Raw genomic sequence first — 13,391 nt, 5'->3', positions numbered from 1 at the left:
TCTAAGGCCCTATGAGTCTTTTTCTGGATTTTGAACAGCCGATTGCCGAGTTGCAGGCGCAGATTGATGAACTCAAACATGTGAGTGAAGGCAATCACGCCGTGGATCTGAAAGACGAGATCCGCCGGCTGGAGAAGAAAAACGAAGAGCTGACCAAGAAGATCTTCGGTGATCTGGGTGCCTGGCAGGTATCCCAGATGGCGCGTCATCCCCAGCGCCCCTACACCTTTGACTATATCGAGCATATCTTCACCGATTTCGACGAGTTGGCTGGCGATCGCGCCTATGCCGATGACAAGGCTATCGTCGGCGGCATCGCCCGTCTCGACGGCGAGCCGGTGATGGTGATTGGTCACCAGAAGGGTCGCGAGACCAAAGAGAAGATCAAGCGCAACTTCGGCATGCCGCGTCCGGAAGGGTACCGCAAGGCCCTGCGTCTGATGGAGATGGCCGAGCGCTTCAAGATGCCGATCATCACCTTTATCGACACCCCGGGCGCTTACCCTGGCGTCGGTGCCGAAGAGCGTGGCCAGTCCGAAGCGATTGCCCGCAACCTGAAAGTGATGGCCGGTCTGACCGTGCCGGTTGTCTGCACCGTGATTGGTGAGGGTGGCTCCGGTGGTGCGCTGGCAATCGGCGTGGGTGACCGGGTCAACATGCTGCAGTACTCCACCTACTCCGTCATCTCGCCGGAAGGGTGTGCCTCCATCCTGTGGAAGAGCGCTGACAAGGCCTCCGTAGCTGCCGAAGCGATGGGGATCACTGCCCAGCGTCTGAAGGAGCTCAAGCTGATCGACCACGTGATCGACGAGCCCCTCGGCGGTGCCCACCGCGATGTGGAGAAGATGGCCAAAAACCTCAAGGCTCGCATCAAGCAGGATCTGGACGCACTGCGTCCGCTCGATACCGAGCAGCTGCTGGAGCAGCGCTACCAGCGTCTGCTGGGCTACGGCTACTGCTAAGCGCAGCCGTCAGCCCCGAGTGTTCAGGCCCCCGTCATCGACGGGGGTTTTTTATTGCTGATGACTTGTCTTGCGGTGATTGCCCCAATGCGCCCTGAAACGGCGCAGGTCTGCATTCGTGGGTGTGGGGCAGGGTTGGATGCCACGCTGTTGGTGATGACTCTCATTAGCCTGCAGCATCCTTTGGCATCGTTAGCGGTGGCATGACAAGTAGCTTGATCATCCGATTGCGGCATAAAAAAGCGCCCCGACTGTGCGGAGCGCTTTTACAGGTGTCTGGCGGTATTACAGTTCAATCTCGTCTGTAAGACCTTCATAGGCGATATCGATGGATTGCAGCTCCTTCTGCAGGCGATGTTTGTCTTTCAACGCCTCGATTTCACGCCATTTACGTTTTTTTCCCGTTGTCCCGCGGCTACGCGAACCGAGTTCAACCACCTCGTCATAATCGAAGTTGAACATTTCCATGGCTCCCTCCTTGGTTTTTATCGTTTTCACCACCCGTATAACATAACGAATCTGAAATTAAAACGTTTTCGTGACAACTCTATGACAGCGCTAAAAAAGCCCATGAAAAAAAACCGGGCCCCTTGGTGGGGACCCGGTTTTTATCAGAAAAAAGAACCGATTACAGGCGGCTTGCCAGCATGGTTTCCAGCTTGCCCTGGTCGATGGCAAACATGCGGATGCCTTCGCCCAGCTTCTCGTGAGCCATGGCGTCCTGGTTCAGTTCCCAGCGGAATTCGGCTTCGGTCATCGGGGTCGGTTTGGCCTTGCGCTCACCGGTGTAGTCCAGTTTGCGTACCACGGCGCCTTCGGTCTTGCTCAGCTCTTCCAGCAGGGCCGGGCCGATGGTCAGGCGGTCGCAACCGGCCAGTTCCAGGATCTCGCCGGTGTTGCGGAAGCTGGCGCCCATCACGACGGTCGGGTAGTCGTGCTGCTTGTAGTAGTTGTAGATGGAGGTGACGGAGACCACGCCCGGATCTTCGCTGGCGGTGTAATCACGGCCATTTTTGGCCTTGTACCAGTCGAGGATGCGACCCACAAATGGGGAAATCAGGAAGGCACCGGCTTCGGCACAGGCACGGGCCTGGGCGAAGGAGAACAGCAGGGTCAGGTTGCACTGGATACCCTCTTTCTCCAGTACCTCGGCGGCACGGATCCCTTCCCAGGTGGAGGCCAGCTTGATCAGAATGCGGTCGTTGCTGATACCCGCTTCGTTGTAAAGACGGATCAGCTTGCGGGCCTTGGCGATGCTGGCTTCGGTATCGAAGGAGAGACGGGCATCCACTTCGGTAGAGATACGGCCCGGAACGATCTTCAGCACTTCCAGACCGATGTTGACGGCCAGCTTGTCGCCCGCGTCGATGATTTGCTGTGCCTTGTCCTGGCTCTGGGCTTTGGCCCAGTTGATGGCGTCTTCGATCAGCGGAGCGTACTCGGGGATCTCGGAGGCCTTCAGAACCAGAGAGGGGTTGGTGGTGGCATCGATGGGCTGATAGCGTTTGATGGCTTCGATATCACCGGTGTCGGCAACAACAGTGGTCAGGGCTTTCAGCTGGGTTAATTTATCGGCCATAGCGAATATCATCTCTTAATGAGGGAGTAATCCCTGGGTTGCGGGCTTGAGACGGTGGTTCTGAAATAAAATTACAGGATCTTGGTGCCTCAGGCTCAGAAAAGCGCGATGGGGGCGGCCCATCGTCATTGCCTGCCTAATTAATACTGATGTGCTGCATCCTGCAATAGGGGCGCTTGGTTGTTAAACATTCAGGCTGTTGAGTTATCCCGTTTTATGGCGTGAAACTATATGATTAGTAAGGTTTTTTACATTTCATTCCGACCTCGCTCCGGTTTGCTTTCAGCTGAACTTTTTTAGCCAATGTCCATATTTGTGTCATTGATCACATAAATTATCTCGCTACGTACTTGAAATTTAATTACAGCGAAAACGTTTGGCGAAATATCGCTGTTTGAAAGCCATTTCATGCAAGCGTTTGCGTTTTCGGATAGCTCATCAGGGATATATCAAAATGGTTCTCTTATGGGGCTTAATGGTGGCCTGTCTGATTGAATTATTGAGTTTGTTGAAAGTTTGCGATTTAAATGGAGCTTTATGGGCTTTTACCGTTCGTTTTTTGTGTCTCGCGTGACCGGGATCACTATTCCGGGCTCTCCCGCTGTGCTAGATTCCGCCCCTTTAGCGAAACGCTAATTAAACGACAGACAGAAAACGGTCAGCGCAGACTGGCCATGGATGTGAATAACAACGAGAGAATTATGGACACCTTGATTGCGATGCTAAACGACCTGATGTGGGGAGCCGTGCTCATCTACCTGCTCATCGGGGTCGGTATCTTTTTCACCTTCCGCCTGGGTTTTATCCAGATCCGTCACTTTGGCCACATGTTTTCCGTGCTGAAAAACAGCCGTAAATCGGACAATGCAGGCATCTCCTCCTTCCAGGCCCTTTGTACCAGCCTTGCCGCCCGTGTCGGCACCGGCAACCTGGCCGGTGTGGCTGTCGCCATCTATCTGGGCGGCCCCGGCGCCATCTTCTGGATGTGGTTGATCGCTTTTATCGGCATGGCGACCGCCTTCGTCGAAAGCACCCTGGCCCAGCTCTACAAGGTCAAGGATGAGGATGGCAACTACCGTGGTGGCCCGGCCTACTACATGGAGAAAGGCCTTGGCATGCGCTGGATGGGGGTGGTCTTCTCGCTCTGCCTGATCCTGGCGTTTGGTCTGGTGTTCAATGCGGTGCAGGCCAACTCCATCAGTCTGGCGATGAAGGTGGCGTTTGGCATTCCTGACTGGGTCAGCGGTCTGGCGCTGGTGGCGCTCTCCGGCCTGATTATCTTCGGCGGCATTCGTGGCATAGCCCGTTTTGCCGAGCTGGTGGTGCCCTTTATGGCACTGGCCTACATCCTGCTGGCGCTGGTGATCGTGGCGATGAACATCACCGAGTTGCCCCATGTCTTCATGCTGATCATCAAGTCCGCCTTCGGGATTGAGCAGGCAGGCTCGGGTGCGCTGGGTTATGCCATCTCCCAGGCGATGATCAACGGTATCAAACGCGGTCTCTTCTCCAACGAGGCGGGCATGGGCTCTGCGCCCAACGCTGCGGCGACTGCCACTCCCTATCCGCCGCACCCGGCCTCCCAGGGTTATGTGCAGATGCTGGGGGTCTTTATGGACACCATCGTCATCTGCAGCTGTACCGCTGCCATCATCCTGATGTCAGGTCAGTTTGAGCCGGGATCCGGCGTGACCGGTGTCGAGCTGACCCAGCGGGCGCTCTCCTCCCAGATTGGTAGCGGTGGCAACATCTTCATTGCGGCGGCCATCTTCTTCTTCGCCTTCACCTCCATCGTGGCGAACTACTCCTATGCCGAGACCAATCTGGTGTTCCTCGAGCACAACCACAAGGGCGGCCTGATGCTGTTCCGGGTGTTCGTGCTGGGGATGGTGATGTTCGGTGCCGTGGGGGAGTTGCCGATCGTGTGGGCGATGGCGGATGTCTCCATGGGACTGATGGCTATCGTCAACCTGGTGGCGATCCTGCTGCTCTCCAGCGTTGCCATCAAGCTAGCGAAGGATTACAACGACCAGCTCCGGCTGGGCAAGGTACCCACCTTCGATGCCAACAAATACCCCGAGATCCGCTCCCAGCTGGAAGAGGGGATCTGGGACAATCCGACCAAAAAGTAACAAGCGGTGAGTCAAACCTCTTGATTAAAACCTGAAGGGGGAGCCGGTGGCTCCCCCTTCTTTTATGGCGCACTCGTTGGCTGTTGATCCCAGCGCCGAACGAGCTGTCTGACACGCCGTCGCAACTGGCGCCAGCAGCGCCCTTGTTGCCGTTCGCTGAGGGGGGCATAACGCCAGCGGCGATAGAGCCAGGCCGCCTGCAACAAGGGATGGGCAAGATCGGGACGCAGCCGTGCCAGCCGCTCGCACCATGCCCCCATGCTCTCGGCGGGCTCAGGGGGATAGCCGCTGCGTTTACCCCGTTTGAGCAGGGGCTGCCAGATGCGCCGCTCTGGCGGCAGGCGGGCGGGCAGCAGCAGGGGCAGGCTCACCAGCAGGGCGACCAGCATCAGGCTGGCGAGGATGAACCAGGGTGTGTGCCCCGCCAGTGCGGGCCAGCGCAGGCCGATTTGTTGCCAGAGTTGGCCCGCATCGTAACCAATCACCCAGCGACTCCACTGGTAGTCGATATTGTTGCCCCACCAGCGCAGCTGATTGAGCAGGACCCAGTTGCGATAACGCTGCAAAGCGAGCGGGTCGGCAGCGGTAAACTCGTCGCTCAGCGCCTCCCTCACGCCGCCGTCAATGCGCTCCGGTGCCACTGCCGCCGTGGGGTCGATTCGCCGCCATGTTCCTCCTTCATCGAGATACTCCACCCAGGCATGAGCATCGAACTGGTGTACCGCCAGATAGTTGCCTCTGGGATTCCACTCGCCACCGAGATAACCGGTGACCAGCCGTGCCGGAATACCGGCGGCGCGCAGCACGAAAGCGGTCGCCATGGCGTAGTGGCCGCAAAAGCCGCGCTTGGTATCGAACAGGAACTCATCCACCCCGTCACTGCCAAGCCGTGGCGGGGTCAGGGTGTAGTAATAGGATTGGCTGCGAAACTGTTCGAGCAGGGCGGCGACCAGCGCGCTGCGATCCGGATAGCGTGCCGCAAGCTCTTGGCCATAGGCTCGCGCTCTTGGGTTGTCCCCGCCAGGCAGTTGCAGGTTGCGCTGGGCGGCTTGGTGGTCATCCTCGGGCAGCGCTTCGCCACTGCCAATGCGATAGCGGATCGCCACCTCGCCGCTCCCCTGACGATAGAGGGTGTCGAGAGGGGTAAGCAGCACCGGACCCGCCAGCAGGCGCGGTTCACTCAGGGCAAAGGCCCAGCGGTGGCGCTGGGGCTCGGCGATCACCTCGTAGCTCCCGGCGGGCAACGGACTATCTGCCAGTTGAGTGTTGGCCTGTGAAGAGGATGCCAGAAGGGTCAGCCCGGTCTGCACCGGCACTGTCTGCTGCCATGCTTTGACCTCGGGGCTCAGCAACCAGCGCTGACCATCGAAAACTTCTTGGCGCATCACCGGAAAATAGCGCTCGCGGACAGGGGGCGGGCCATCGGCAAAAGTGACCCGAAACGCCAGTTCCGAGGAGTTGACCAGTTCGCTGATATCGCCGGGGGCCAGCTCTTCCGAGAGCCCCGACAGGGCGCGGCTGGTGGTGGGCATCTGCCAGAGGGGCGGGAGCCTTGGCAGCAGCAGAAACAGGGTGATGAGCAGAGGAAGCGCCAGCAGCAGGGCGCCGCCCGCTCTGCGCCAAGGCCGTTTCTGCTCGGGAGCGATGGCGGCCACCAGCGCGGTTACTGCCAGCCAGAGCGCTACTGTCATTCCGGCCGTCCAGCCGATGCTCTGTCGCTGCACCAGCGCCAGCGCGATAAGAAAGAAGGCGAGCAGAAGCACCAGCTCGATATCCCGCTCGCGCCGTACCTCGATCATCTTGAGGCTATAGCCGAGCCAGAGCAGATTGATCAGGGCGGGCAGGGTGCCCAAGCCACGCCACTGTAGTCCCAGCAACAGCACAGTGGTGATGGCCAGCAGCGCCAACCTGCGGGCAGGCAGGGGCGGCCAGCCGCGCCACAGCATCATGGCCCGGACGCCGAGGGTCATGGCGCCCACTGCCACTACCCAGAGCTGCAACTGGGGCCAGAGCGCCGCGACCAGCAGCAGCTGTTGCAGGGCGATGAGTGGTAGCAGGCGGCGGTTATCGAGCAGCATCTGGCGTGCTCTTCGGTGGTGTTGCATCGAATTGGGCCAGTGCCAGCAGGCAGCGCTGCACAAAGGCGGCACCGTTATCGGGCCCCAGCGTCTGGTTTGCCAGTGTCAGGGTAAAGGGGATGCCCCGCTTGCCGTAATCGGCGCACCACCAGGCCAGCACCGCCAGCCGCTGCTCCAGATCCCCGCCCGCGACCCGCGGCAATGTGAGGCGAGTGTCATCCTGCTGAGGTTCATGGAACTGTTTGGTCAGCAGGCCGCGCCCCTGGGCAAGTTGTTTCCAGGCGACCCGGCTCAGTGGTTCACCGGCCTGATGTGTCCGCAGGGTATCAAAGTCACCGAGAGTGGCCGGAGCGGGCTGGCCCTGATGCCCCTCGCTTTGGGTCGCATGCTCCCCTCTTAACGCGCCGAATGCTGGTTTGGGAGAGAGCCAGCCCTCCAACTGCAAGTCCAGCAGGGACCAGCAGCGAAACAGGCCGAGAGGGTAGCGGCTCTCGACCCGCAATCGACCAAGGTGCAGTGGCCCACGGCGCGAGCCCGATACTGGCAGGATAACTGTGCTGGGCACAGCGTCGGCCTGTGCCAGCCAGAGGGTGCCTTCGTTGAGGCTAAACCGGAGCGCCTGCACCGGGCGCGGGCTCTGCACCAAGATACGGATCGGCAGCTGGCTACCCGCTTCCCCCAGCACCAACGGGCTCCCCAGCAGCTCCAGCCCCAGCAGGTTGCGGTGGGTGAGCCACATGGCTGCCATAAACAGGCTGCCGAGGCAGTAGGCCACCAGCAGTACCAGATTGTTCTGGTAGTTGGTGCCTAGCAGATAGATGGCGAGCAGCACCAGCAGATAGAGCAGCCCCATGCGGGTGGGGAGGATAAAGAGGCTGCGGGTACCCAGCGTGATCTGGCGGGCCGGGGGAATGCGGCGGTCGAGCCAGCGTCGCTGCCAGCGGGCTCGCCACTGCTGCCAACGGTTTAGCAATTTGCTCATCAGGGATTGTCCGGATCGACCCGGGCCAGCAGCCGCTGGCTAAGGGGACAGGCTTCGCCGTGCTGTACGCCAAAGCTGCCCCGCAGCCGATGCTCGGCCACATAGGGGAAGACTGCCTGCACATCCTCCACCGTGACAAAGCGCCGCCCCGCCACCAGCGCCCAGGCCCGGCTCACCGCCAGCAAGGTCTGGGCTGCCCGAGGGGAGAGGGGCTGTGGCAGCTCCCCATCAAAGCGGCTCTGGTGCACCAGCGCCAGCAGGTAGTCGAGGGTGGCATCGGAAACATGGATAGCATCACCTTCCGCTTGCAGGGCAGCCAGCTCGGCGGCATTCAGCATGGCGGGCAACGGGTCAGTCGGCTGATTGCCCCGCAGTAGCTGGCGCTCCGCTTCTCGCGGCGGAAAACCCAAAGAGAGTCGCACGGCGAAGCGGTCGAGCTGGGACTCCGGCAGCGGATAGGTGCCAGCCTGATCCGCCGGATTCTGGGTGGCGATGACGAAAAATGGATCGGGGAGTGGGTGCGTGTGGCCCTCAATGCTCACCTTGCCCTCGGCCATCGCCTCCAGCAGGGCGCTCTGCACCTTGGGGCTGGCACGGTTGATCTCGTCTGCCAGCAGCACCTGGGTGAAGATGGGGCCGGGGTGAAAGCGAAATGTTTGTTGCTGGGGGTCAAAAATCTGAAGCCCCAGCAGGTCGGTGGGGAGCAGATCGGCGGTGAACTGCATCCGCCTGCATGCCAGCCCCAGCACCTGCGCCAGCGCGTGGGCCAGGGTGGTCTTGCCCATACCGGGCAGATCCTCGATCAGCAGATGACCACGCGCCAGCAGGGTCACCAGCGCGATTTTCAGTTGCAGCGGCTTGCCCAGAATGACTTGCTCCAGTGCCGCCAGCAGCCCGGCAATCTGCTCTTCTCTCTTCATTCCCTTCATACACATTCCCTGTATTGCGTCGCACCTACAGCTTATACGCCCGCAAGGGCGAAGGCGGATAACAGACGGGTGGAAAAGTGCAGCGCAGGGATGGCTATGAGCGGGAGGTGACGCGGTTTATTACGGCCTCTGGTCGATTAAATATGGCCGCCCAGGCACGCAGCTCAATACAATATTTCCTGATTGGAATGTACCGATCGCCATCTCTTCACTAGGTGAGGGCGGTGGGCACCCATATAGTTGCCCCATTGCGACGCGCTGTGTTGCTACCTTTGTCACCACCTTGGCCCCGCCACTGTTCGCCTGTCGCTGTGATCTGGCAGGCATCGGCACGCCAATCTGCTATGGAGCATCCATGCTTGTTTTCCTGTTGTGCACTTTTCTGATGATCATTCTCTATCCGGTCGGGATCGATCTCTATCTGGTCGCCGTGCCCCAGATTGCCGATACCCTGCAGGCGAGCGAGGCGCAGATCCACACCGCCTTCTCTATCTATCTGTTCGGTATGGCGGCCACCGTGCTGCTGGGGGGGATGATTGCCGATCGCTACGGGCGGCGCTGGGTGGTGCTCGGGGGCGCGCTGATTTTTGTCCTTGCCTCGCTGGTGGCAGGCAATGCGGAGGGGATTGGCCAGTTCTATTTCGGCCGTTTCTGGCAGGGAGTCGGGGCGGGGGCGCTCTATATCATGACCTTTACCGTGCTGCGGGATGTGCTGAGTCAGGAGCGGTTGGCGATGGCGCTCTCGATGATCAACGGGGTGATCTGCGTGATCCCGGTGCTGGCGCCGGTGCTCGGTTACCTCATCCTGTCCCATTTTGACTGGCGCGGGATCTTCGTGGCGATGGCGCTGGTGGCGGCCATCAGCGGTCTGGTGAATTTGTTGCTGCTCAAGGAGACCCGCCCAGCACGGCAACCGGGGAGTAGCGCGGCGCTGCCCTTTGCCCTGCTGCGCTCGCCGCGCTTTATGCTGCTCTCCCTGCTGACCAGTGCCAGCGTGACCGCCATTCTGGCCTATGTCAGCGTCTCGCCGCTGATCCTGATGAAGGAGTTTGGCTTCACTACCGAGCAGTACTCCATCGTGATGATGGTGATGGCCGGCGTGAGTATGTCCACCTCCTTCCTGACGCCCCTGCTGTTGCGCTGGTTGGGCAAACAGAAAGTGCTGGCGGTGTCTCATCTCTCCTATCTGCTGGCTGCGTGTTTTCTACTCGGGTGCTGGCAGTTGGGGGGCAATATCCATCTGTTGTTGCCGGGATTTGCCTTGGTCTGTGTCGGCTTCTCCTGTGGCTTCGGGGTGGCGATGGGGGAGGCGCTCGATGGTTGCCAGCACAATGTAGCGTTCGCCAGTGCCGTGCTCTGCATCATGCAGATCAGCCTCTCCGGCCTCTACATCTGGCTGCTGGGTCAACTTGGCTTTGCCCCGACCGAGATGCTGATCTGCGCCTTGCTGCTGGCAATGCTCAGTTACCTGGCTGTCAAAGGGCTGTTACCATGGCTCGCGCTTCGTGAAGCGCGGTCGCAGGGCTGATGGAAGATGAGAGGGGATATGCGCAATCTGGGTGAACTCGATTTGAACCTGCTGGTGGTCTTCAAGTACCTGATGCAGGAGCGCAGTGTGGCAGGGGCGGCCAAAAAGCTCTGTGTCACTCCGTCGGCGGTGAGCAAGTCTCTGGCCAAATTGCGGGAGTGGTTTGACGATCCCCTGTTTGTGCGGGTACGGCAGGGGTTGCAGCCCACCAACCTCTCTCTGACGCTGGAGGAGGAGTTGAAAGCCTGGTTCCAGCTCACCGACAGCATCACCTCGCTCAATAGCGAGGCGATCCCCGACGGTGCCCGCTTCACGTTGGTGATGGAGTCCCCCTTCTACATCAGCTTCCTGAGCGATCTGCCCATGACCATCTATCAGAAGTACCCCAACTCGGTGGTCAGGATGCTGGGGTGGGATCACCACTCCCTCAACGACATCGTCAACGGCGATGCGGATCTCGGCTTCTGCGCCCGCGAGACCCATGGCCGCTCCCAAGCCAAGGTCAACCGCTTGCCTTATTACATCGATCACGAGGTGCTGTTCACCGATCGCCCAGTGGTGTTCCTGCGCAAGGATCACCCGCTGCTGGAGCAGAAGTGGTCGCTGGAGAACTTTCTGGCCTGCCCCCAGATCAGCATGGTGTGGGAAGCGAACGATACCTGGGCTCTTGACAGTCTGCTGGAGGACGAGGGGCTGAAGCGGGAGGTGCCCATTATGGTCTCCAGCTTCGAGCAGGCGCTGCATATTGCCTCCCAGTCGAGTCACGAGCTGATTGCGGTGGCCCCTTCCTACTGCGGTGGTTATGCCAGTCGGTATCATGGCAATCTGATCGCCATGCCGCTGCCGCTCCCCGAGAAGCTCTACGCCCAGTTGGAGATCGCCTTCATCCTGCTGTGGCACAAACGGCACAATCAGGATGCCAAGGTGATGTGGCTGCGCAACGAGATCCGGCGGCTCTACAATGACGAATCGCCACGCTAATGTGAGCGTGACGGTGCCCATCGATCAGCCGGAGCCATCTGCTCCGGCTTTTTGTTGTCGTATCGCCCGGATGAGTGGGCTTTGGCACGACTGAAGTGCCAAGCGCGGGTTCACGGGTTCATATGGTGTTTCATTCAACGCTCTTTATGCACAGATTGGCCTTGGTTGCGCGTCTCGATTGAGGCTATTTTCACGAAAAAAATTCATGTGGTTTCATTAGAAAACTTCACTGATGGTCACTTTCAAAGTGTGATCGACCATTAAGTTCCTGTATTTGCAGTGATATAGCATGACACCCCTTGGAATGGCGGGGTTAGATATCGCCTGCGTAAGTGACTGCCATTAGAGCGCGGCGTGAGCCAGCCCCACAGGTCGTCTGTGGCCGTGTCATGCCCCGGCTATCTGGCCACCAGCCATGAGTGACGGAGCAGAGGGGAATAAGTATCAAGGTTGATAAATCGGCTTGAGTGAAGGGATGCAGCAAAGGTAGAACCCGGAGCCGGTAACTGTACTGGGAGACGCCACTCACCATCCCCCGATAACCCGTAATTGAAACCGGCTAGATGAAAAACACCTTCATCGAACGGGTTGCGTACGCCCGAAAATAGCCAGATTGGCAGGCTGATTGCGCTTACCGTTATGGCAATGACGGACAAAAAATAGTGCGGTAGCTACCACCAGATGAATAAAAATAAATCTCAGCAAAGGCAGCTTAATATGCATCCAGCAACAGCATCCACCGGGTTGTTACAACAACCAAAACCCTTCTTCATGATATTTTTCGTCGAACTCTGGGAGCGCTTCGGTTATTACGGCGTGCAGGGGATCCTGGCGGTCTTCTTTGTACAGCAACTGGGATTTTCCCAAGAGCAATCCTTTATTACCTTCGGCGCCTTCTCGGCACTGGTATATGGTTTGATTTCGGTCGGTGGCTATGTCGGCGACCATGTGCTCGGCACCAAGCGCACCATGGTGCTCGGGGCTATCGTGTTGGTGGTCGGTTATTTTATGACCGGTCTGTCGATCTACAATCCCGACCTGATTTTCTATGCGCTGGGCACCATTGCAGTTGGTAACTGTCTGTTCAAGGCCAATCCGGCCAGCCTGCTGTCAAAATGCTACCAGCCAAAAGATCCGCGGCTGGATGGGGCGTTTACCCTGTTCTATATGTCGATCAATATCGGCTCCCTTATTTCCCTCTCGCTCGCGCCAGTGATTGCCGATCACTACGGCTATACCGTGACCTATAACCTGTGCGGGGTGGGGTTGATTATTGCGCTGCTCACCTTCTTTGCCTGCCGCAATATGGTCAAGGATATTGGCTCCGAGCCGGATCACCTGCCGCTCAATTACAGCAAGTTGCTGCTGGTAATCGCAGGCTCGGTGGTTATGGTCTTCTTCTGTGCCTGGTTGATGCACCACGTAGTGATCGCCAACATGGTGCTGATGACGGTGACCATCGCCGTGGTGATCTTCTTCTTTCGCGAGGCATTCAGGCTCGACACAGTGGGCCGCAACAAGATGTATGTGGCTTTCGTGCTGATGCTTGAGGCGGTGCTCTTCTATGTGCTTTACGCCCAGATGCCGACGTCTCTCAACTTCTTTGCCATCAACAACATGCACCACGAAATGCTGGGGATGAGCGTCAACCCCATCAGCTTCCAGGCGCTCAACCCCTTCTGGGTGGTGGTGGGTAGCCCGGTACTCGCGATGATCTATACCCGTATGGGCAGCAAGGGGCGGGATCTCACCATGCCGCTCAAGTTCACCCTCGGGATGTTCTTCTGCTCGCTGGGCTTTCTGACTGCGGCTGCATCTGGCTGGTGGTTTGCCGATGAGCAGGGGCTTACCTCCCCTTGGTTTATGGTGCTTATCTACTTGTTCCAGAGTCTGGGTGAGCTGATGATCAGCGCCCTGGGACTAGCGATGGTCGCGGCGCTGGTACCGCAACGCCTGATGGGCTTCATTCTCGGGATGTGGTTCCTGACTCAAGCGATGGCGTCCCTGCTGGGTGGCTATGTGGCGACCTTTACCGCCGTGCCGCAAGGGATGACGGATCCGCTGCAAACCTTACCGATCTACACCGGCGTGTTTGGCAAGATCGGGATGGCGACCCTGCTGATTGCGGTGGTGATGGGGCTGATGGTGCCCTGGCTGAACCGGATGATGAATGCGAGCCCTGAGGCCGAAGGGCTGGTTGCGGGACAATCACAAGCGTAA

The 13,391-nt window shown here is 59.0% G+C and carries 10 protein-coding genes; 5 read left to right on the top strand and 5 right to left on the bottom strand.

Going from position 1 to position 13,391, the window contains the following annotated elements; all coding sequences use genetic code 11:
- Positions 1–11: 11 nt before the first annotated feature.
- A complete protein-coding gene (gene accA, locus OKC31_RS03545; protein ID WP_005338549.1) occupies positions 12–962 on the top strand; it encodes an acetyl-CoA carboxylase carboxyl transferase subunit alpha in 951 nt (316 codons plus the stop codon).
- A gap of 285 nt (positions 963–1,247) precedes the next feature.
- Here accA and OKC31_RS03540 read toward each other — a convergent pair whose 3' ends face one another.
- Both OKC31_RS03540 and tal read right to left on the bottom strand, forming a co-directional pair.
- Positions 1,248–1,430 (bottom strand): DUF3545 family protein, encoded by a 183-nt coding sequence (locus OKC31_RS03540; protein WP_005338547.1) that lies wholly within the window; start codon positions 1,428–1,430, stop codon positions 1,248–1,250.
- A 160-nt stretch (positions 1,431–1,590) separates the two neighbouring features.
- Positions 1,591–2,541: a transaldolase gene (gene tal / locus OKC31_RS03535; RefSeq protein ID WP_005338545.1), complete on the bottom strand. Its 951-nt coding sequence runs from the start codon at positions 2,539–2,541 to the stop codon at positions 1,591–1,593.
- 701 nt (positions 2,542–3,242) lie between these two features.
- On the opposite strand from tal, the gene OKC31_RS03530 reads away from it, so the two are divergent.
- Complete coding sequence (locus OKC31_RS03530) at positions 3,243–4,673, top strand: alanine/glycine:cation symporter family protein (RefSeq protein ID WP_013724018.1); 1,431 nt, start codon at positions 3,243–3,245, stop codon at positions 4,671–4,673.
- A 62-nt stretch (positions 4,674–4,735) separates the two neighbouring features.
- Here OKC31_RS03530 and OKC31_RS03525 read toward each other — a convergent pair whose 3' ends face one another.
- The 3 genes from OKC31_RS03525 to OKC31_RS03515 are packed head-to-tail and all read right to left on the bottom strand — an operon-like array spanning position 4,736 to position 8,662.
- Positions 4,736–6,751: a transglutaminase TgpA family protein gene (locus tag OKC31_RS03525; protein ID WP_270656283.1), complete on the bottom strand. Its 2,016-nt coding sequence runs from the start codon at positions 6,749–6,751 to the stop codon at positions 4,736–4,738.
- Positions 6,738–7,733, bottom strand: a complete 996-nt coding sequence (locus OKC31_RS03520; RefSeq protein WP_257696489.1) for a DUF58 domain-containing protein — start codon at positions 7,731–7,733, stop codon at positions 6,738–6,740. The genes OKC31_RS03525 and OKC31_RS03520 overlap by 14 nt, the downstream gene beginning before the upstream one ends.
- The gene (locus tag OKC31_RS03515) at positions 7,733–8,662 is read right to left on the bottom strand and encodes an AAA family ATPase (RefSeq protein ID WP_372587237.1); all 930 of its coding nucleotides are present in this window, start codon (positions 8,660–8,662) and stop codon (positions 7,733–7,735) included. Before OKC31_RS03515 ends, OKC31_RS03520 begins: the two co-directional genes overlap by 1 nt.
- Before the next feature lie 355 nt (positions 8,663–9,017).
- Here OKC31_RS03515 and OKC31_RS03510 point away from each other — a divergent pair, with 355 nt between their 5' ends.
- From OKC31_RS03510 to dtpB, 3 genes are all read left to right on the top strand, one after another.
- Complete coding sequence (locus OKC31_RS03510; RefSeq protein ID WP_270656282.1) at positions 9,018–10,190, top strand: MFS transporter; 1,173 nt, start codon at positions 9,018–9,020, stop codon at positions 10,188–10,190.
- Positions 10,191–10,208: 18 nt separating this feature from the next.
- Entirely contained in the window at positions 10,209–11,171 is a 963-nt protein-coding gene (gene yidZ, locus OKC31_RS03505; protein ID WP_270656281.1) for an HTH-type transcriptional regulator YidZ, read from the top strand.
- Between the two features lie 717 nt (positions 11,172–11,888).
- Entirely contained in the window at positions 11,889–13,391 is a 1,503-nt protein-coding gene (gene dtpB / locus OKC31_RS03500) for a dipeptide/tripeptide permease DtpB (protein ID WP_270656279.1), read from the top strand.

Origin of the sequence: Aeromonas sp. Y293-4 (assembly GCF_027705905.1) — a bacterium.
Lineage (GTDB): Bacteria > Pseudomonadota > Gammaproteobacteria > Enterobacterales > Aeromonadaceae > Aeromonas > Aeromonas veronii.
Note: the sequence above shows the minus strand (reverse complement) of the source record. Positions and strands in the feature narration are given on the sequence as shown.

Coding starts and splice junctions, on each gene's coding strand:
- accA (WP_005338549.1), top strand. CDS start 12: ATGAGTCTTTTTCTGGATTTTGAACAGCCGATTGCCGAGTTGCAGGCG.
- OKC31_RS03540 (WP_005338547.1), bottom strand. CDS start 1,430: ATGGAAATGTTCAACTTCGATTATGACGAGGTGGTTGAACTCGGTTCG.
- tal (WP_005338545.1), bottom strand. CDS start 2,541: ATGGCCGATAAATTAACCCAGCTGAAAGCCCTGACCACTGTTGTTGCC.
- OKC31_RS03530 (WP_013724018.1), top strand. CDS start 3,243: ATGGACACCTTGATTGCGATGCTAAACGACCTGATGTGGGGAGCCGTG.
- OKC31_RS03525 (WP_270656283.1), bottom strand. CDS start 6,751: ATGCTGCTCGATAACCGCCGCCTGCTACCACTCATCGCCCTGCAACAG.
- OKC31_RS03520 (WP_257696489.1), bottom strand. CDS start 7,733: ATGAGCAAATTGCTAAACCGTTGGCAGCAGTGGCGAGCCCGCTGGCAG.
- OKC31_RS03515 (WP_372587237.1), bottom strand. CDS start 8,662: ATGAAGGGAATGAAGAGAGAAGAGCAGATTGCCGGGCTGCTGGCGGCA.
- OKC31_RS03510 (WP_270656282.1), top strand. CDS start 9,018: ATGCTTGTTTTCCTGTTGTGCACTTTTCTGATGATCATTCTCTATCCG.
- yidZ (WP_270656281.1), top strand. CDS start 10,209: ATGCGCAATCTGGGTGAACTCGATTTGAACCTGCTGGTGGTCTTCAAG.
- dtpB (WP_270656279.1), top strand. CDS start 11,889: ATGCATCCAGCAACAGCATCCACCGGGTTGTTACAACAACCAAAACCC.